The sequence below is a fragment of the Arthrobacter sp. BI5 genome (assembly GCF_056680065.1).
In genome coordinates, this window is record NZ_CM155264.1 from 3,039,046 (window position 1) to 3,057,507 (window position 18,462).

Genomic DNA, 18,462 nt, shown 5'->3' on the forward strand with positions numbered 1-18,462 from the left:
TTCAGCCGGTTTTCCATCTTCAGCTGCACCGATCCCTGGGGGGAAGCAATGAAGCGCAGCATTTCACCGACGCCACGAAAAGGCGCCGGCCGGCGCGAGCGGGGGGCCGCCGCCGTCGAGTTCGCCCTCGTGGCACCCGTCCTGCTGGCCCTGGTGGGTGGCATCGTCGAGTTCGCCCACGCCTACAACCTGCAGATCTCGGTCACCCAGGCCGCCCGTGAGGCCGCCCGCACCATGGCGATCGAGAACGACCAGGCGCTCGCCCGGGCCGCCGCTGTCAACGGCGCCCCCGGCCTAAATCCGGCGGCATTCACCTTCGCCTTCACACCGGGCGCCTGCGACGAGGGCCTCACGGCCAATGTCACTGTGACTTACGCGGGCTCCACGCTCACCGGGCTGCTCGGCGGCACCCTGACCATGACGGGCGTAGGAGCCATGCGATGCGGCGGCTAGGCATCCGGGGCGAGAAGGAGCGCGGCGCTGCCGGCGTCCTGGTCGCGGTCATGATGCTGGTCCTCATCGGCGCCGGCGCCATGGCCGTGGATGTCGGCCAGATCTATGCCGAACGGGCCCAGCTGCAGAACGCCGCAGATGCGGCCGCGATGGCAGCCGCACAACAGTGCCACAGCAGCCCGGCCGACTGCCCAACGCAGGCTCTTCCCTGGGCCCAAGAAATGACTGCCGGGAACTCGAACGACGGCGCTACGACCGTCGACTCTGTGGACCTTTCCATTTCCAACCAGGTGACAGTGGCGACGTCCACCCTCAATGGAACAAGTGGCGCAGGGTTCCTCACGCAGTTGTTCGCCAGTGCGCTCAATGCCCCGCCGGTGACGGTCGGAGCCCGTGCCACGGCGGTGATCGAACCCCTCGGTGGAGCAACAGCTTTTCCCTTGGCGATCTCTGACTGCCAGTACGACCTCTCCGGGGCCGAAGAGACCGGCGACATTCAGCTGATCAAGTACAAGCCTGACAGCGGCACCTGCACATCCACCTCGGGGCACGTCATTCCCGGCGGTTTCGGCTGGCTGGATGAAAGCGGCACTTGCACGGCCACCACTGACGCCGGCGACATCGCCGACACCGACACCGGGGCTAATTTTCCCACTACTTGCACCGCCATCGTCACCGGCTGGCGGGACACGATCCTCGCCGGTGGCAGCGTCGAGGCCACCTTCCCGGTCTACGACGATGCCGGCGGTACCGGCGCCGGCGGCTGGTTCCACATTCGCGGCTACGCGACGTTCAACATCATCGGCTGGGCGTTCTCCGGTGGCGGAACGCCCGAGGTCTTCCGGGCGACTATGCCCTGGGTCAGCGCTCCCGCCAATGCGTGCACCGGCAATTGCCGCGGCATCATCGGTCAATTTATTCGATTTGAATCCATCGGTGAGGTAGAGGGGACACCGGGTACCGGCTCGGATCTCGGAACCGTGAATATCCGGCTTATCAAATAGCTAATTTCTAAGGGGTAGAAATGAAAACACGCCTGCTGGGGGGCATCGCCGCATTTCTTGTGGCAATTGTTGGAACAATTTTACTGGTTTCCTATGTACAAAATGCTGATAAACGCGCAATGGCTGGAACGGAAACGGAAAGTGTCTACATCGTGCAGCAGGCCATTCCGGCCGGTGCCTCGGCTGACAAAATCGCCGCCGCCGTCGCCAGAAAGGAAGTACCCAAGGCCGCGCTGGCCAGCAACACCGTCACCGACCTCGCGTCACTCGGTTCGAAAGTCGCCTCCGTGGCCCTGGTACCCGGCGAACAACTGATCTCCAGCCGCATGGTGGATGAGCAGTCGTTCCTCGGCCCGTCCAGGGTCCAGGTACCGGCCGGGCTGCAGGAAATAACCTTGAAGCTTCCGATCGAAAGGGTCGCTGGCGGAAAGGTGAACGCCGGTGACACCGTCGGCGTCTTCCTCTCCCTGGAGTCAGTCTCCGCCGGAGCCAACGGGCAGAAGGCCAGCAAGACTCAGCTGGGCTTCCACAAGGTACTCGTCACCGCGGCCCAGTTCAGTGACGGCGCTGCCGCACAGACCGCCGCCGGCGCCGCCGGCGAGGCCGGCACCAGCCAGGCCTCATCGACAACGGTCAGCGGCAGCACCAAGGTGCCGAGCGACCGCACCTACTTGATCACCATCGCCCGCAACTCCGCCGACGCCGAGCGGATCGTATTCGCCGCCGAGTTCGGCAAGGTCTACCTCTCCAAGGAGCCGCAGAACGCGGCCGAGACCGGGGCCAGCTACGTGGATTCGTCGAGGTTGTTCCGATGAGCCGCTTCGTCCTGATCACGCCCAACACCGATTTCGAACGTCTGGTCCGGCTCGCCGTCAGCGGCATGCACGGGGAACTGCATGTCTTCAAAGCCGACTACCTGCCCGAGGGCCCGGCCGACATTATGCGCCAGATGGTCGGCGACCCGCCCGAGGTCTTGGTCCTTGGACCCGGGGTCCCGGTGGCCGACTCCTTGAAGCTGGCTGCCGTGGTGGACCTGCAATACCCGGAGATCAGCGTCGTCCTGGCCGTCACGGCGGATCCGGAGACCGTCGTCCAGGCGATGCGCGCCGGCGTTCGAGACCTGTTGGATCCCGGAGCCGACCCCGACACCATTCGGGTGATGTTGGAGCGGGCCAGCCTCGCCGCTGCCGGCCGCCGCCGGGGACTCGGGCCGCAGGCCACCGAGCATGCCGACCACGGCTCCGGGCGTGTCATCGCGGTGATGTCACCCAAGGGTGGCGTGGGTAAGACGACGGTGGCTACCAACCTCGCGGTGGGTTTGGGGAAAGCTGCGCCCATGAGTGTGGTCATTGTTGATCTTGACCTCCAGTTCGGCGACGTGGCCAGCGGGCTCCTGCTCGAGCCGGAGTTCACCATTACCGATGCGGTGATGGGGGCCGCCAGCCAAGACTCCATGGTGCTGAAGACTTATCTCACGGTCCATCCGGCGGGCATCTACGCCTTGTGTGCCCCCCGGACGCCGGTGGAGATGGACCGCATCAGCGCGGCGCACGTTTCCCACCTGCTGGAGCAGTTGCGGCAGGAGTTCCGGTACGTGGTGGTGGACACCGCACCTGGCCTTGGCGAGCACGTCCTGGCCACCCTGGAACAAGCCACCGATGCCGTCTGGATCTGCGGGATGGACGTGCCGAGCATCCGGGGCATGCGGACCGGGTTCCAGATCCTGGACGAGCTCAATCTGGTCCCTGCCCACCGCCACATCGTGTTGAACATGGCCGACCGCCGGGCTGGCCTGACGCTCAAGGACGTCGAGGCCACCGTCGGGGCGCCGGTGGACGTGGTCCTGCCACGGTCCCGTACCCTGCCGTTCTCCACCAACAAGGGCATCCCCGTCCTGCAGGACGGCAGCCGGGACGCAGCGCTGAAAGGCCTGCGCCAGCTGGTCGAACGCTTCAAGCCGGAGTGGGAAGCCAGGCCGCACAAGCAACTCCATCGAAGGGCGGTAGTCCAGTGAGCCTTACGGACAGATTCCAGCAACTGCGCGGCGGCGTTCCGGCCGCACCCCAGGAAAAACCCCCTGTCGACGTCTTCGCGTCACAGGCCGCGCCGGCCACCCTAGGCCGGATCCTGGAGGCCAAGACGGCCGCCGAGGCGCAGCCGGGATTCCCGGACCTGCAGCAGACCGCATCCGTCGCCAGCGAAGCACTGAACGCGCTCAAGGAGCGCGCCAGCCAGGCGCTCTTCGAACGGCTCGGGTCCCGCATCACCGACTCCTCCGTGGACGAGACGGAGCTCCATCAGTCAGTCAAAGATGAGCTTAAGGCTGTCGTTGATGAGGAGCAGATCCCGCTCACCTCGGTCGAGCGGCAGCGGCTGATCCGGGAGATCATCGACGACGTCCTCGGCCACGGTCCGATCCAGCGCTTCCTGGACGATCCCACGGTCACCGAAGTCATGGTCAACCGCTTCGACCAGATCTACGTGGAGCGCCAGGGGCAACTCCAGCTCACGGACGCGAAGTTCTCTTCCGACGACGCCCTGCGGCGGGTCATCGAAAGGATCGTCTCCAACGTGGGACGCCGCATCGACGAATCGTCCCCCCTGGTGGACGCCCGGCTGTCGGACGGATCCCGCGTCAACGCCATCATCCCGCCGCTGGCCGTCAACGGACCGGCACTTACCATCCGGAAATTCGGCCGCGACCCGTTGACCGTCCATGACCTGATCTCGATGGGCAGTCTCTCGCCCGAGATGGCGGAACTGTTGCAGGCCTGTGTCCTGGCCAGGCTGAACATCATCGTTTCCGGCGGCACCGGTACCGGCAAGACGACCCTGCTGAACGTGCTCTCCTCGTTCATCCCGAGCGCGGACAGGATCGTCACCATCGAGGACGCCGTGGAACTGCAATTGCAGCAGGACCACGTGGTCCGGTTGGAGAGCCGCCCCCAGAACATCGAGGGCAAGGGCGAGATCTCCATCCGGGACCTGGTCCGGAACTCGCTGCGCATGCGGCCGGACCGGATCGTGGTCGGCGAAGTCCGCGGCGGCGAATGCCTGGACATGCTGCAGGCCATGAATACCGGCCACGACGGTTCCATCTCCACCGTGCACGCCAACTCCCCCCGGGATGCGATCGCACGCCTGGAAACCCTGGTGCTGATGGCCGGCATGGACCTGCCGCTACGCGCCATCCGCGAGCAGGTGGCCTCGGCTGTGAACTTGATCGTGCACATCTCCAGGCTCCGGGACGGGTCCCGCCGGGTCACCCACATCACGGAGGTCCAGGGCATGGAAGGCGACATCGTCACCCTCCAGGATGCCTTCGTCTTCGACTATTCGGCCGGTATGGACGCCCAGGGGCGCTTCCTGGGCAAACCCGTACCCACCGGTGTTCGCCCACGGTTCACCGACCGCTTCGCCGAGCTCGGAATCCCCATTTCACCGGCCGTGTTCGGTGCAACGCCTGTCAGGGGGCGGTGACCGTGCCGGACCAGTCTCCGCTTATCTTCGTCGCCGGTCTCATCCTGGCCTACGCGGCCCTGGCAATCCTGGTCTCCGTGGTCTTCAAGTCCCGGGAGGTTCCACTGTCCCGGCGGCGCCCGGACGCGGTGCACGTCCCCTCCTCCGGCCTGACCCGGCTCACGGACCAGGCCGTGCACACACTGAACCAAGGGCTCCGCAGCCGCGGGCCCGGATTCCTCAGCCGGGAGAAACTTGACAGCGCCGGACTGAAGAAACAGCCGGGCGACTACCTGTTGATGGCCGGCGCTTTCACGTTCGTCGCGGCAGTGCTGGGGTTCCTGCTCGGCGGACCGGCCCTGGCCGTCCTGCTGACGTTCGTCACTCCGGTAGGCCTGGTCTTACTCCTCAACCTCCTGGTCTCCAGGCGGCGGAAGAAGTTCGATGAGCAGGTTCCCGACTCGCTGCAGATGCTGGCCGGCGGCCTGCGGGCAGGCCACAGCCTGCTTCGGTCGGTGGATGCCTCGGCCGAGGAGTCGGAGGCTCCGATGAAGGAGGAACTCAACCGGGTGGTCAACGAAACCCGGATCGGCCGTGACCTTGGCGAGTCCCTCGCCGACGTCGCACGGCGCACGGACAACGAGGACTTCGCCTCGATCACCAGGGCCATTGAGATCCACCGGGAAGTGGGCGGCGACCTTGCCCAGGTCCTGGACCACGTGGGCGAAACCATCCGGGACCGGAACCAGGTCCGGGGCCAGGTCCGGGCCCTGAGCGCGGAAGGACGCATGTCCGCCATGGTCCTGATGGCGCTGCCCGTACTGATGTTCACTGTGCTGACGCTTTTCAACCCGCTGTACTCAAAGGTCTTCCTGACCACCCTGCCGGGCTACCTGATGATTGGCGTGGCCCTGCTGCTGCTGGCCGCGGGCGGCTTCTGGCTCAGCCGACTCATCAAGCCGAAGTTCTGAGAGAAAGGAGAGCCCTGTGCAAACCATTGCCTACGCAGCAATCCTGGCGGTTGTCGCCCCGCTGTCGATCATGACCTGGCTCGCATTCACCGGGGACCGGGCCGGCCTCCGCAACGTCCAGGCGAACCTCGGGCGCGGCCCGCAGGCCGCTGGCTCTGCACTCTCCGCCACCGGCCAGATTGCGGCCCTGACCCGGAAGGCGACGCCCAAGGGTTACACGGCGTGGCTGGACAAGCAGCTCGCCGGGGCCGGCCGGCCCAAGGATTGGCCGCTTGGCCGCGTCATCATGGTCAAGCCGCTGCTGGCCCTCGCCGGGGCTGTGCTTGGGATCTTCCTGGTGGCAGGAAAGCCCACAGCCGGCAACGTCCTCTTGATGGTGGCCATGACCGCGCTGGCTTACTTTGTCCCGGACATCCTCTTGCGGAACCATGCCCAGAAGCGGCGCCAGCGGATCAAGCTCGACCTGCCGGACGCGCTTGACCAGATGCTCATCTCGGTCCAGGCCGGGCTGGGCTTCGAGACCGCCATGGCCCGGGCCGGACAGAACGGCAAGGGCCCGCTGGCCGAGGAGCTGATCAGGACGCTGCAAGACATCCAGGTGGGCCGTTCCCGCAAGGACGCGTACCTGGCCATGGCCCAGCGGGTGGACGTGCCGGATCTTCGGTCCTTTGTCCGGGCCGTGGTCCAGGCCGACGCCTACGGGATTGCGATCGCCAACGTGCTGAACGCCCAGGCGAAGGACATGCGGATGAAGCGCCGCCAGCGGGCCGAGGAACACGCTATGAAGATGCCGGTCAAGATGCTGTTTCCGCTCATCTTCACGATCCTGCCCACCCTCTTCATCGTGGTGCTATGCCCGACAGTGATGAGCATCATGGACGTCTTCGCCAACCAGTAACCGCGCGGCCCCTCATCGGCCGCCCCAAGACCGGACCCCCTTGGTACCCAGAGCCAAGGGGGTCCTCTTGCGTGCCCAGACAACAGCTCAGCGCAGGATCCGCGCAGGGAAAGTACAGGAAATGTGCAGTTTGGGAAGCCTTGGCACAGGATGTTCCAAAATCGGATTGACGGCGTGTCGGCGGTTGCTAAGTTCCTCTCAGTGCTGGTGCAGGGCCAGCCGCCCAACTCGCTCAGGAGTCACCAATGCGTTCCTACCTCTCCAATATCGCAACCCGCCTTCGCCGCGACCAGCGCGGCGCCACCGCCGTAGAATACGGCATCATGGTCTCCCTCATCGCCGTCGTGATCATCGTTGCTGTCACGCTGCTCGGCGGCACCTTGAACAGCACCTTCCAGGACGTGGGCTGCAAATTGCAGGGCAAGACCTACTCGGCGACCGGCGGAACCGGCTCGGGTGGCTGCGTCGCCGCGCCGTAGTACCGCCCAAGATCCACCAGCCAGGGTTGGGGAAGGCTCCGGCCTTTCCCAACCCTGAATCTGTTCAGGCGCCAGCGAACAGCCATCCAGGAAGGCGGTCCCCCATGTCCAAGACAAACGAACGGGGCGCCGTCGCGGTGGAGTTCGCCCTCCTGGCCCCGGTTCTGGTGATGATGCTGCTGGGGATCATGGAATTCGGCCGTGCCTACAACGTACAGATTTCACTCTCCAGTGCCGCCCGGGAGGGCGTGCGCGTGATGGCCATCAACAACAGTGCATCCGCGGCGCGCACTGCGGTGAAAAATGCCACCACCGGACTGAGGCCCGCCCTCGCCGACTCCAACATCACGATCAGCCCCACCCCCTGCACCTCCGGTGCGCAGGTGACGGTCCAGATCACCTACACCCTCTCCACGATGACCGGCATCGCCGGGCCGTTCCCGATGGAAGGCAAAGGAGTCATGCTGTGCGGCGGTTGAGCACTCTGGAAGCCGCCGCGGACCGCGAGCGCGGCGGGATGGCCATTATGGTTGCGATCCTGATGGTGTCGCTGCTCGGTTTCGCGGCCCTCGCCGTCGACGTCGGCATGCTGTACGCGGAGCGGACGCAGCTGCGTAACGGCTCCGACGCCGCTGCCCTGGCCGTGGCCCAAAAGTGCGCCAAGGATATCAACGACGCCCAATGCTCGGCCACGTCCACGCTGGCGCGGGGCCTCGCCAACGGCAACGCCGGCGACGGCGTCAGCAACATCCAGTCGCTGCTCCTCGACAAGGTCAACCGCACCGTCACCGTCGCCGCCTCGGCCCAGGAGCCCGGCAAGGAGCCGAACCGGGTGTCCTTGTTTTTTGCGCGCGCCCTGGGCTACACCTCCGCCGAGGTCTCGGCGACATCCGCTGTTACCTGGGGCAGCCCGGTGAAAGGTCCGACGGCGTTCCCCGTCACCTTCTCGATCTGCCAGGTCCAGGGCCACGTCGACGGTACCCTGCAGCTGCTGCAGAACCACGGCAGCAATGCGAATCCGGACTGCAACTATGGACCTTCGGGAGCGGCCGTTGAGGGTGGCTTCGGCTGGCTGGTCAGCGACCCGGGGGTGTGCGGCGGGCTGATCGACCTTGCGTTGGCAGAGAGCGGCAGCGACCCGGGCAACAGCTCCCCGTCTGTTTGCGCGGCCACCTTGAATCGGTGGGCCTCGGACATTACCGCCGGCAAGGAGGTAGTTGTCCTGCTCCCGGTTTTTGACCGCGTCACCGGTACCGGCAACGGTGCCATCTACAGTCTCAAATCCTTCGCCGCGTTCAAGGTCAAAGGCTGGAAGTTCAGCGGCAATAGCACGCTCCCCGACACCTTCCAGAACACGGCCCCGACCGTCCCCTCGGCGGTGGCGTGCGACGGAAACTGCCGCGGCATCATCGGCAGTTTCATCAAATATGTCTCGCTGGCGGACGGCTTCACGCTCGGCCCGGTCGATTCCAGTGGAGCCACCGTAGTCCGCCTCACGAAGTAACCCAGTACACCCGCAGTCCCTCACCGGTTCAGGAGCAGTTTTTGAAGTCACGCTTATTGGCAGGACTGGCCGCCGTCGTGCTGGCCATCGTCGGTGCCATCCTCGTCGTCAGCTACGCCCAGGGAGCCGACACCCGTGCTGTGCAGAACCTGGAGCCGGTCTCCGTGATGGTGGTGCAAAAGGCAATCCCCGCCGGCACCCCCGTGGAGACGTTGCGGGCCTTCGTCACCAGCCAGGAACTACCGGGCAAGGCTGTCTCCAAAACAGCCCTGAAGAACCTGGACGGCTTGGCCGGGAAGGTGACAGCCGTGGAGCTCTTGCCGGGTGAGCAGCTCGTGGCCGAGCGGCTGGTCGAACCGGAAGCGCTCCAGGCCAGTGGATCGGTGAAAGTGCCGAAGGGACTCCAGGAGGTGTCCTTCCAGCTGGAGCCGCAACGGGTGGTTGGCGGGCGCCTGGCACCGGGCGATCACATCGGCATCTTCATTTCGCAGAAAAAAGGCGGACTCGAGGCCAAGCCCGACAAGGAGACTACCCAGCTAGCCATCCACAAAGTCCTGATCACGGCAGTGCAGCGCGCCCCCGTGGCCACTCCCAGCCCGCAGCCCAACGCCAGTGGCGCTCCCGATGCCCCGGTGGAGGACACTTCGCTGCCCACCGGCGCTTTGCTGCTCACGGTTGCAGTCAACGATGTCAACGCGTCAAAGATCGTCTACGCCGCCGAATTTGCGACCCTCTGGTTGAGCAAGGAACCGCTCGACGCAAAGGAAAGCGGACAAGGCGCAATGCAGGGAGCCGAGGTCTACAAGTGAGCCGCTTCGTTCTGATCACCCCCAACACCGACTTCGACGCGCGGGTACGCCAGGCCGTGGCGGGCGGGCTGCCGGGCGGCGTCCAGACTTTCGCGTTCGTCAATCCAGCCAACCCCGGTGAACTGTTCGCCAATCTCAACCAGGAGCGCCCCGAGGTGCTGATCCTCGGGCCCGACGTTCCGATCGAGGACGCCCTGCGGCTCGCCACGGTATTTGACGTGCAGCTGCCCGAGCTGAGCGTGATCCTGGTGGGCGAGCCCGAGCCGGAGTTTGTGCTGCTCGCGATGCGCGCCGGGATCCGGGACATCCTCAGTCCCGCCTCGGACCCGGCCCAGATCCGGGTGCTGCTGGAGCGTGCCTGCCAGTCCTATGCCAGCCGGACCCGGGCCACGGCCGTACAGCAGCCGGACAGCAAGCCCAAGGGCCTGGTGATCGGCGTCTTCTCCCCCAAAGGCGGCGTCGGCAAGACCACCATCGCCACGAATATCGCCATCGGACTGGGCCAGGTGGCCCCGATGGGCGTTGTCATCGTGGACCTGGACCTGCAGTTCGGCGACGTGGCTTCCGGCCTGTACCTGAACCCGGAGCACACCGTCACCGACGCGGTCTCCGCCTCGGCCAGCCAGGACTCGCTGGTCCTCAAGGCTTTCCTCACGGTCCATCCCAGCAGTATCTATGCCCTCTGCGCGCCCCGCACGCCGGTGGAGGCCGATGACATCACGCCCCAGCAGGTCAGCCGGTTGATCGAACAACTCGCCGAGCAGTTCCAGTACGTCGTCGTGGACACCGCCCCGGGCCTGCCGGAGGTGGGCCTGGCCGCGATGGAGCAGTGCACCGACGTTGTCTGGGTCAGTGCCATGGACGTCCCCAGCATCCGCGGCCTCCGCTCGGGGCTGGAAATCCTGCGCCGGCTGGACCTGCTGCCGGAAACCCGGCACGTGGTCCTGAACATGGCGGACTCCAAGTCCGGCCTCAGCGTCCAGGACGTCGAAGCCACCATCGGCGCTCCGGTAGACGTGAGCATTCCGCGTTCCAAGGCGGTGGCCTACTCCACGAACCGCGGGATCCCGGTCCTGCAGGACGGGCGCAAGGACCCGGCTGTGAAGGGGCTGCGGCAGCTGGTGACACGCTTCGACCCGGCCTGGCGCGCCACGGCCCAGAAGAAACTGCACCGCAGGGTGGTGGTCTAAATGAAACTCTCCGAGCGACTCTCCGCGGCGGAAGCCGGCCCGCACGCACAGCCGGCAGCACCGAAGCAGCCGGCAGCGGTGGCGCCGACGGCGGCCCCGGCCGGCACGCCCCGCCTGTCCCCCGGCGTTGAACCGGCACGCCCCGAGCCGTCGCGCCTCGCCGCGGCAGCCGCGCCGTCGTTCGCGGAACATCCCGACACGGCCCGTGCCAAGGGCCAGCAGCCGGTGGACGCCTTCGCCGCGCTCAAGGAGCGGGCAGCCACCGCCCTGTTCGAACGGATGGGCACGCGCTTCAGCGATTCGGCGGTCAAGGAAGAGGAACTTCGCGCCACCGCCCGCGACGAACTGACCCGCATCATCGACGCCGAACAGGTGCCGCTGTCCACCGAGGAGCGCACCCGGCTGGTCCGCGACGTCGCGGATGACGTGCTCGGCTACGGTCCGTTGCAGCGGCTGCTGGATGACCCCGCGGTCACCGAGATCATGGTCAACCGGATGGACCAGATCTACGTGGAACGCAAGGGCCAGCTCACCCTGACCGACTCGCGCTTCAGCTCCGAGGACCACCTGCGCAAGGTGATCGAACGCATCGTCTCCAAGGTGGGCCGCCGGATCGACGAGTCATCCCCGCTCGTGGACGCACGGCTCGAGGACGGTTCCCGCGTCAACGCCGTCATCCCCCCGCTGGCGGTCGGCGGGTCCTCGCTGACCATTCGAAAGTTCAGCAAGGTGCCGTTGACGGTGCGGAACCTGATCGACTTCGGCACCCTGACCCCCGAGATGGCGGAACTGCTGAACGCCTGCGTGCGGGCCAAGCTGAACATCATCGTTTCCGGCGGCACCGGCACCGGCAAGACCACGCTGCTCAACGTCCTCTCCTCCTTCCTGCCGCACGACGAGCGCATCGTCACCATTGAGGACGCAGTGGAACTGCAGATCCAACAGGAACACGTGGTCCGCCTCGAAAGCCGGCCGCCGAACACCGAAGGCAAGGGCGAGGTCACCATCCGCGACCTGCTGCGCAACTCCCTGCGAATGCGGCCGGACCGGATTGTGGTGGGTGAGGTCCGCGGCGGCGAGTCCCTGGACATGCTCCAAGCCATGAACACCGGCCACGACGGCTCGCTTTCCACGGTGCACTCGAACTCGCCGCGCGACGCCGTCGCCCGCCTCGAGACGCTGGTGCTGATGGCCGGGATGGACCTGCCGCTGCGCGCCATCCGCGAGCAGATCGCCTCCGCCGTGAACCTGATCGTGCAGATCTCCCGGTTGCGGGACGGCACCCGGCGCATCACCCACGTCACCGAGGTGCAGGGCATGGAGGGGGACATTGTCACCCTCCAGGACGCCTTCGTCTTCGACTACTCCGCCGGCGTGGACGCGCACGGCCGTTTCCTCGGCAAGCCGGTGGCCACCGGGATCCGGCCGCGCTTCATCGACCGCTTCGAGGACATGGGCATCTACGTCTCCCCCAACGTCTTCGCAGCTCCCCTGGCCGCGGCCGGCAAGGCGTGAGCCGGCCATGACACTGACTGTCGGCGTCGTCTTCCTTGTCGCTGCCCTCCTCCTGCTGGCCGTGGCGGTCCTCTCACCGGGGGCGGCACGCGTCCCCCTGGACCGACGGCGGCCGGTCCAGGCCGCCCCGGACTCCTCGCTCAGCCGGTTCGCCGGATCCGCGGTCAACCTCGCAGACGGCTTCTTCGCGCAGCGCAAAGTCCGGCTCTTCAACCGCGACGCGCTGGAACAAGCGGGACTGCGCATGGGCCAGGGCGACTTCTACGTCCTGCTCGCGGTCGGCGCGTTCATCGGCGCCCTGGCCGGCTTCGTCGTCGGCGGCCTCCTGCCCGCCCTCCTGCTGGTCCTGCTCACCCCGGTAGCCGGACACCTGGTCCTCACGGTCCTGACCGGCAAACGCCGCGCCAAGTTCGACGACCAGCTCGGCGACACCCTGCAGCTACTGTCCGGCGGCCTGCGCGCCGGGCACAGTATCCTGCGCGCCATCGACGCCGCCGGCAGCGAATCGCAAAGCCCGACGGCGGAGGAAATGCGCCGCGTCATCACCGAAACGTCCCTGGGCCGCGACCTGCTGGCCTCGCTCAGCGACACCGCCGAGCGGATGCGGAATGAGGATTTTGTCTGGATTGCCCAGGCCATCCAGATCAACCGCGAGGTGGGCGGCAACCTCGCCGAGGTGCTGGACCAGGTGAACGAGACTATCCGCGAGCGCAGTGAGATCAAGGGCCACATCAAGTCCCTCGCGGCCGAAGGCAAGTTCTCCGCCTACATCCTGATGGCCATGCCGGTGGGCATCGTGGTGATGCTGATGCTGGTCAATCCCGGCTACATGAACGTGATGTTTACCAACCCGCTGGGCTGGGGCATGATCGCGGCCTCCGTGATCCTGATGACGATCGGTGGTCTGTGGATGCGCAAGATCATCGACCTGAAGTTCTGAGCTGCCGATGAGTCCCCTGGTCCTGAGCGCCGTCCTGCTGATCTGCCTCCCTGTCTCCTACCTGGCCTGGTCCTTCCTTTCCGTTGACCGCCAATCCCAACGGGCCATCCGGGAAATCCTCTCGCTGGGCACCGGACCAGCCGAGGCCGCCGCCCCGAAGGACACGGCCCTGCTGGAGCGCATCGGCCACCGGCTAACCCCCGCGGCCTATGTGAGAAAACTCGACCGGCTACTGTCCCTGGCCGGCCGCCCCGCTTCGCTCCCGCTCGGACGGGTGCTCGCCGCCAAACCACTGCTGGGACTGGTGGGGGCGGTCCTCGGCCTGTGGCTTGCCAGCACGCCGGCGCCCCTGCTGAAACTGGTGGGCTTGTTCGTGATGCTCCTGGGCTACTTCATCCCGGACCTGCTGCTGTACAGCAAAGGCCAGGAGCGCCAGAAGATCATGCAGCTGGAACTGGCCAACACCCTGGACCAGATGCTGATCTCGGTCGAGGCCGGCCTGGGGTTTGAAGGGGCAATGGCCCGCGCCGGTGAAAACGGCAAGGGGCCCCTGGCTGAGGAACTGGTCCGCACCCTCCAGGACATGCAGGTGGGACGCAGCCGGCGGGAGGCCTACCAGGCGCTGGCGGCACGGACCAACATCCCGGAGCTGCGCAGCTTCGTCCAGGCCGTGGTGCAGGCCGACACCTACGGCATTGCGATCAGCCGGGTGCTCAGGATCCAAGCCAAGGTGATGCGCGTCAAACGGCGCCAGCGGGCCGAGGAGAAGGCCATGAAGCTGCCCGTCACTATCCTCTTCCCGCTGCTGTTCTTCATCTTTCCGGTGCTCTTCATCGCTATCCTGGGTCCCGCCGTGATCAACGCCATCGCGACGTTCAGCGGCCAGTAAGCAGCAGCCAAACAGGCCGCAGCGTCCGCTGCGGAAGGCGGTAAAAAGACCCGCAAAACGTCAGGCATAAAGGCGGAACAAGGATAGCCACAAGGTTTCCGCAGGATACCCTGCCGACTCGGGCGCCGGTCCGGACAGCTAGTACCGTAGTGCCATGTCTCTTTTAGCAGCCTGCCCCGACGAGGGAAACGCGGGCCCCCTGCCCGCCGCCGATGCCACGGCAGGAGGCGCCGAACTGTTGGCGCCGTACCCCGACGCCGCTCCGCTGGTGGACCCCGCCGCCCTGCAGGACCTGGGCGAGCAGCTGAACAGCCCCGCCGTCGCCAAGGGCTTCGCCCGGGACTACGCGCAGATGTGGGACCAGCGGTACCAGTCCCTTGCCGGCGCCCTGGACCGCCGCGACCCCGCGGCCGCGCTCGACGCCGTCCTGAGCCTCAAGACCTCCTCGTCGATGGTCGGCGGCCTGCGCCTGGCCAAACTCGCCGCCGAACTCGAAGCAGCGATCCGGGGCGGGGACCTGGGGCATGCCGCATCGCTCTTGGACGAACTCGCCGCCCGCGGCAGTGAAACCATGAACGAACTGCAGTTCAGCTACATCCTCTGGGAGCGCTAGGAGCGCTCGGCGTGCTGGGAGCGCTCGGGCGCCAGCCGGTACCCCACTCCGCGCACCGTCTGGAGCCAGCGCGGCTGCACCGGGTCCTCCCGGAGTTTCCGCCGCAGATTCCCGATGTGCACCTCAACGGCCCGCTCATCAGACTCGCTGATGTAGGCGTCGGCACGGTAGTACTCGCCACGCACCACCCGCACCAGCTCAGTCTTGGACTTCACCGCTCCCGCGCCGCGAAGGAGCGCGTGCAGCAGGTCGAACTCGCTGCGGGTGAGGGCGAGCGGATCGCCGTCGACCGTCACCGAACGCGTGTCAGGATTGAGGGCCAGCCCGTTGTGGCGCACCACATTGTCCACGACGGCGACGGCACCGTCCTGGCGCGCGGCCGCCGGGCCGGGCCCACCCTGGCCGTCCTGCCGCGGCCGGCGCATCATCGCGGCCACCCGGGCCCGCAGTTCACGGGGCCGGAAGGGCTTGGTCAGGAAGTCGTCGGCCCCGGTGTGCAGCGCGGTCAGCGTGTCGAGTTCATCGGTCCGGGCGGTCAGCATGACGATATAAGCGTCGCTGAACTGCCGGATCCGGCGCAGCACCTCGTAACCGTCAATATCGGGAAGGCCAACGTCGAGCGTGACCACACTGGCGTCGCGGCGCCGGACGACGTCGACCCCCTCCCGGCCCTCGGCCGCCGAATGCACCTCGAAACCGGCTTGCCGGAGCACCGCCTCCACAAGGTTGCGAACATCCGCATCGTCCTCAACAACGACGGCCACCCCAAGGTCAGTCATGCCACCCTCACATCCGATGCTGTTCCGCTGGCCGGCGGTTGCTCACCGCGTCCGCCGCTACAAAACCGGGGCTGGTGCCCGGGGCGCCCAGCCGCGCCTCCCAAGGACGCGGCATACGCATGTCCTGCCACAATACCCATCCCGGGACCCGATTTCGGGCTCCGGCTCAGTTACGCGGACAACCGTAATATGTTTGTAGTCAACTTAACGTGACAGCAATGTAAACTCCAGGTGCGAGGAAGGGGCGCTAGTCATTGGGTGAACGGCCGCTGATTCTCGGCGCGGGCATGGACCGCCGCTTTGGCGCCCTGACGCCGCGCGCCCGGGTGCTGGCGGCCCAGCTACCCGTGACCCTGCTGCTCGCCTCCGCCCTGGCTGCAGCGCCCGAGGCCTGGCGCCTGCATTGGGCCAGCGGCTGGGGCCAGTCCGCCCTGGTATTGCACGCCGCCGTTCTGCTGGCATGCCTCCTCGTGCCGTGGCACCGGCTGGGGCCGCTTGCCCCGCTGGCCATCCCGGTCCTGGACCTGGCCGCCATCGGACTCAGCCGGGTGGCAGCCGCGGAGGAACTGCCCGGCCTGGGGGTACTGTCCGTGCTTCCCGTGGTCTGGATTTCGGCTTCGCGACTCTCCCCCGTCGTCATCGTCGCCGCCGGTTTCCTGGGTCCGCTGCTGGCAGGCCTGCCCTGGTACTTCGCCGCCAGCGCCGGCGACGGTGCCGGCCGCATCGCCACTGTCGCCCTCCTGGCGCTGGTGACGCTGGCCGTCTCGCTGGCCATGCAGCTCGCCCGGGCGCAGTTGCGGCGCCAGCAGCGCAAGGTCGACGCCACGGAGACCGAATTGCAGGCCCTGCTCGCAGAAAGCCGGGAGCGCGAACGGCTGCTCAACGCCATCCTGGACACCATCGACGTCGGCATCGTCGCGATCGGGGCCGACGGCCGGCGGCTGCTCACCAACAGCTGGCAGGCCCGGCTGGAGGCGTCCGCGGCGCCCGAGGGTGCAACACCGGGCGATCCGAACTGGGAAGAGGACCTGCTGCTGACCGGACGGGACCAGTCCACCCCGCTCCCGCCCAGCCGTCGTCCGCTCCGCCGCGCCCTGAAGGGCGAGTCCTTCGCGGACCACCTGGTCTGCTTCGGGGAGGCGCCCGGCAGCCGGGTGGTGTCCGCCGGCGCGCGGCCGCTGCAGGACGACGACGGCGGCTTCCGCGGCGCCGTCGTCGTGTACAACGAAGTCACCGGCCTGGTCAACGCCCTCGCCGCCAAGGAAGACGTCGTCGCGACGGTGTCACACGAGTTCCGCACCCCGCTAACCTCGATCATCGGCAACCTGGACCTGGTCCTTGGCGAGGAGCTGTCCCTGCCGGTGCTGCGCCGGATCGAGGTGGCACAGCGCAACGCCGAGCGCCTGCTGGCCCTCGTCTCCGACCTGCTGATGTCCGCCAGCTCCGCGGTCCAGGTCCACCCGCGCAGGACCGACCTGGCCGGCCTGGTGGAGGCGACGCTTGGCTCCGCGCAGGCCCACGCACAGTCTTCCCGGGTGTCCCTGGCAATGGACGTGCCGGCGCCGCTGTGGGCGCACGTGGACCCGCTGCGGATCGGCCAGGCCCTGGACAACCTGGTCTCCAACGCGATCAAGTACTCCCCCGACGGCGGCGCCGTAACGGTCTCGGCCCGCGCGGACGGCGGCCGGGTGCTTCTGCGGGTGGAGGACAGCGGCATCGGCATGACCGCCGCCGACGCCGACAAGGTCTTCAACCGGTTCTTCCGGAGCCCGGCAGTGCGGGACGGCGCCATCCCCGGCGCCGGACTGGGCCTGTCCATCACCAAGGCCATCGTCGAGGGCCACGGCGGCTCCATCTCGTGCAGCACCCTGCCCGGCTGCGGGAGTACCTTCACCGTGGACCTGCCCGCCGACGGGGCTCCAGCCGCTTTCTAGGCCGGATCGAAGGTTCACCAACATTGGCGCACACGGTCCGCGTATTGCGCCGACGCGCCCCGGTTCCGTGCCGGCAAAGGTGGGGAAAGTCCGCGGCCGGTCTTTACGTGCGCCGGGCGCGCGTCAGCTCGGCCCGCGCCAGCAGCCCGCTTGCGGAAGGGTACGCCACCTCTTCAAGCACCAGCGGATGCGGGGCGGCCAGGAGGGACCGGGCATCCCGCTGCCGGGCGATCAGCCGTTCATACAGCCGGCCCGGCTCCTCCAGACCGGCCCCGACGTAAAGCGCTGATCCCACGAGCGAGCGGACCATGTTGTGGCAGAAGGCATCCGCCTGGACGGTGGCGACAATGACGCCGTCGGTGCCGCGGGTGAATTCGAATCGCTGCAGTTCCCGGATGGTGGTGGCGCCTTCGCGCGGCTTGCAGTAGGACCGGAAGTCCTGCAGTCCCAGCAACCGGGAGGCACCCTCGTTCAGCAGGCCGGTGTCCAGCCGCTCCTTGTGCCACAGCGTGGAGTACCGCCCCAGCGGGTCCCAGAGGGCCGCCCCGTCCGCGATCCGGTAGCTGTAGCGCCGCCACAGTGCGGAGAACCGCGCGTCGAAGCCTTCCGGGGCGAGGGCGACCCGGTGCACCTCGATCGCGCCGCTGAGCTCGCCCAGCCCCCGGCTCAGGGCGCCGCGGAGCCGCCGGAGCAGTGCGGCCGCAGGGTCCAGCTCGGCGCCCCGGTTCAGCCCCTGCCACTCCGCCTCACTCAGGTCCAGGTGCACCACCTGCCCGCGGGCATGCACGCCGGCGTCGGTGCGGCCGGCCACCGTGACCCGGACAGGGCGCCGGATCAGCAGCGCGAGGGCTTCCTCCAGGACGCCCTGGACGGTCCGCCGGCCAGGCTGCAGGGCCCAGCCGCTGAACGGGCCGCCGTCGTACGAAAGATCCAGCCGGATACGCAAAAACCCGCCGCCCCCCATAACGGGGGCAGCGGGTTTGAGCTCGTTCATAGACTTAAGTCTATAAGAAGGTTTTAGCGAA

General features: G+C 67.2%; 19 protein-coding genes. 17 read left to right on the forward strand and 2 right to left on the reverse strand.

Features of this window, described 5'->3' with window-relative positions:
• Positions 1 to 48: 48 nt before the first annotated feature.
• The 16 genes from AC1MED_RS13925 to AC1MED_RS14000 all read left to right on the forward strand — a co-directional run bounded on the left by AC1MED_RS13925 (position 49) and on the right by AC1MED_RS14000 (position 14,724).
• On the forward strand, positions 49 to 453 hold the full coding sequence (locus AC1MED_RS13925; protein WP_479783828.1) for a TadE/TadG family type IV pilus assembly protein: 405 nt from the start codon (positions 49 to 51) through the stop codon (positions 451 to 453).
• Entirely contained in the window at positions 441 to 1,457 is a 1,017-nt protein-coding gene (locus AC1MED_RS13930; RefSeq protein WP_479783829.1) for a pilus assembly protein TadG-related protein, read from the forward strand. The genes AC1MED_RS13925 and AC1MED_RS13930 overlap by 13 nt, the downstream gene beginning before the upstream one ends.
• Positions 1,458 to 1,576: 119 nt before the next feature.
• Complete coding sequence (locus tag AC1MED_RS13935) at positions 1,577 to 2,272, forward strand: RcpC/CpaB family pilus assembly protein (protein WP_479783830.1); 696 nt, start codon at positions 1,577 to 1,579, stop codon at positions 2,270 to 2,272.
• Positions 2,269 to 3,471 (forward strand): CpaE/TadZ family protein, encoded by a 1,203-nt coding sequence (locus tag AC1MED_RS13940; protein ID WP_479783831.1) that lies wholly within the window; start codon positions 2,269 to 2,271, stop codon positions 3,469 to 3,471. The genes AC1MED_RS13935 and AC1MED_RS13940 overlap by 4 nt, the downstream gene beginning before the upstream one ends.
• The gene (locus AC1MED_RS13945) at positions 3,468 to 4,937 is read left to right on the forward strand and encodes a TadA family conjugal transfer-associated ATPase (RefSeq protein WP_479783832.1); all 1,470 of its coding nucleotides are present in this window, start codon (positions 3,468 to 3,470) and stop codon (positions 4,935 to 4,937) included. Before AC1MED_RS13940 ends, AC1MED_RS13945 begins: the two co-directional genes overlap by 4 nt.
• Positions 4,938 to 4,939: 2 nt before the next feature.
• Positions 4,940 to 5,887, forward strand: coding sequence for a type II secretion system F family protein (locus AC1MED_RS13950; RefSeq protein WP_479783833.1), 948 nt, complete (start codon positions 4,940 to 4,942; stop codon positions 5,885 to 5,887).
• Between the two features lie 16 nt (positions 5,888 to 5,903).
• On the forward strand, positions 5,904 to 6,785 hold the full coding sequence (locus AC1MED_RS13955) for a type II secretion system F family protein (protein WP_479783834.1): 882 nt from the start codon (positions 5,904 to 5,906) through the stop codon (positions 6,783 to 6,785).
• Between the two features lie 245 nt (positions 6,786 to 7,030).
• Positions 7,031 to 7,264: a Flp family type IVb pilin gene (locus tag AC1MED_RS13960; RefSeq protein ID WP_479783835.1), complete on the forward strand. Its 234-nt coding sequence runs from the start codon at positions 7,031 to 7,033 to the stop codon at positions 7,262 to 7,264.
• 104 nt (positions 7,265 to 7,368) lie between these two features.
• On the forward strand, positions 7,369 to 7,743 hold the full coding sequence (locus AC1MED_RS13965; RefSeq protein WP_479783836.1) for a TadE/TadG family type IV pilus assembly protein: 375 nt from the start codon (positions 7,369 to 7,371) through the stop codon (positions 7,741 to 7,743).
• Complete coding sequence (locus AC1MED_RS13970) at positions 7,731 to 8,768, forward strand: pilus assembly protein TadG-related protein (RefSeq protein ID WP_479783837.1); 1,038 nt, start codon at positions 7,731 to 7,733, stop codon at positions 8,766 to 8,768. The genes AC1MED_RS13965 and AC1MED_RS13970 overlap by 13 nt, the downstream gene beginning before the upstream one ends.
• 41 nt (positions 8,769 to 8,809) lie before the next feature.
• Positions 8,810 to 9,577 carry a Flp pilus assembly protein CpaB gene (cpaB, locus tag AC1MED_RS13975; protein WP_346959861.1) on the forward strand — a complete coding sequence of 256 codons (768 nt, stop codon included), beginning with the start codon at positions 8,810 to 8,812 and terminating at the stop codon, positions 9,575 to 9,577.
• Positions 9,574 to 10,767, forward strand: coding sequence for a CpaE/TadZ family protein (locus AC1MED_RS13980; protein ID WP_346959862.1), 1,194 nt, complete (start codon positions 9,574 to 9,576; stop codon positions 10,765 to 10,767). Before cpaB ends, AC1MED_RS13980 begins: the two co-directional genes overlap by 4 nt.
• Entirely contained in the window at positions 10,768 to 12,282 is a 1,515-nt protein-coding gene (locus AC1MED_RS13985) for a TadA family conjugal transfer-associated ATPase (protein ID WP_479783838.1), read from the forward strand.
• 7 nt (positions 12,283 to 12,289) lie between these two features.
• Complete coding sequence (locus AC1MED_RS13990; RefSeq protein ID WP_479783839.1) at positions 12,290 to 13,222, forward strand: type II secretion system F family protein; 933 nt, start codon at positions 12,290 to 12,292, stop codon at positions 13,220 to 13,222.
• A 7-nt stretch (positions 13,223 to 13,229) separates the two neighbouring features.
• Positions 13,230 to 14,111 carry a type II secretion system F family protein gene (locus AC1MED_RS13995; protein ID WP_479783840.1) on the forward strand — a complete coding sequence of 294 codons (882 nt, stop codon included), beginning with the start codon at positions 13,230 to 13,232 and terminating at the stop codon, positions 14,109 to 14,111.
• 154 nt (positions 14,112 to 14,265) lie between these two features.
• A complete protein-coding gene (locus tag AC1MED_RS14000; RefSeq protein WP_479783841.1) occupies positions 14,266 to 14,724 on the forward strand; it encodes an Hpt domain-containing protein in 459 nt (152 codons plus the stop codon).
• Here the strand turns inward: AC1MED_RS14000 and AC1MED_RS14005 are convergent.
• A complete protein-coding gene (locus AC1MED_RS14005; protein WP_479783842.1) occupies positions 14,721 to 15,503 on the reverse strand; it encodes a response regulator transcription factor in 783 nt (260 codons plus the stop codon). The genes AC1MED_RS14000 and AC1MED_RS14005 overlap by 4 nt on opposite strands.
• A 254-nt stretch (positions 15,504 to 15,757) precedes the next feature.
• Here AC1MED_RS14005 and AC1MED_RS14010 point away from each other — a divergent pair, with 254 nt between their 5' ends.
• Entirely contained in the window at positions 15,758 to 17,437 is a 1,680-nt protein-coding gene (locus AC1MED_RS14010) for a sensor histidine kinase (protein WP_479783843.1), read from the forward strand.
• A 103-nt stretch (positions 17,438 to 17,540) separates the two neighbouring features.
• On the opposite strand, the gene AC1MED_RS14015 is transcribed toward AC1MED_RS14010, so the two are convergent.
• Positions 17,541 to 18,431: a tRNA pseudouridine synthase A gene (locus tag AC1MED_RS14015; protein ID WP_479783844.1), complete on the reverse strand. Its 891-nt coding sequence runs from the start codon at positions 18,429 to 18,431 to the stop codon at positions 17,541 to 17,543.
• Positions 18,432 to 18,462 lie beyond the last annotated feature (31 nt).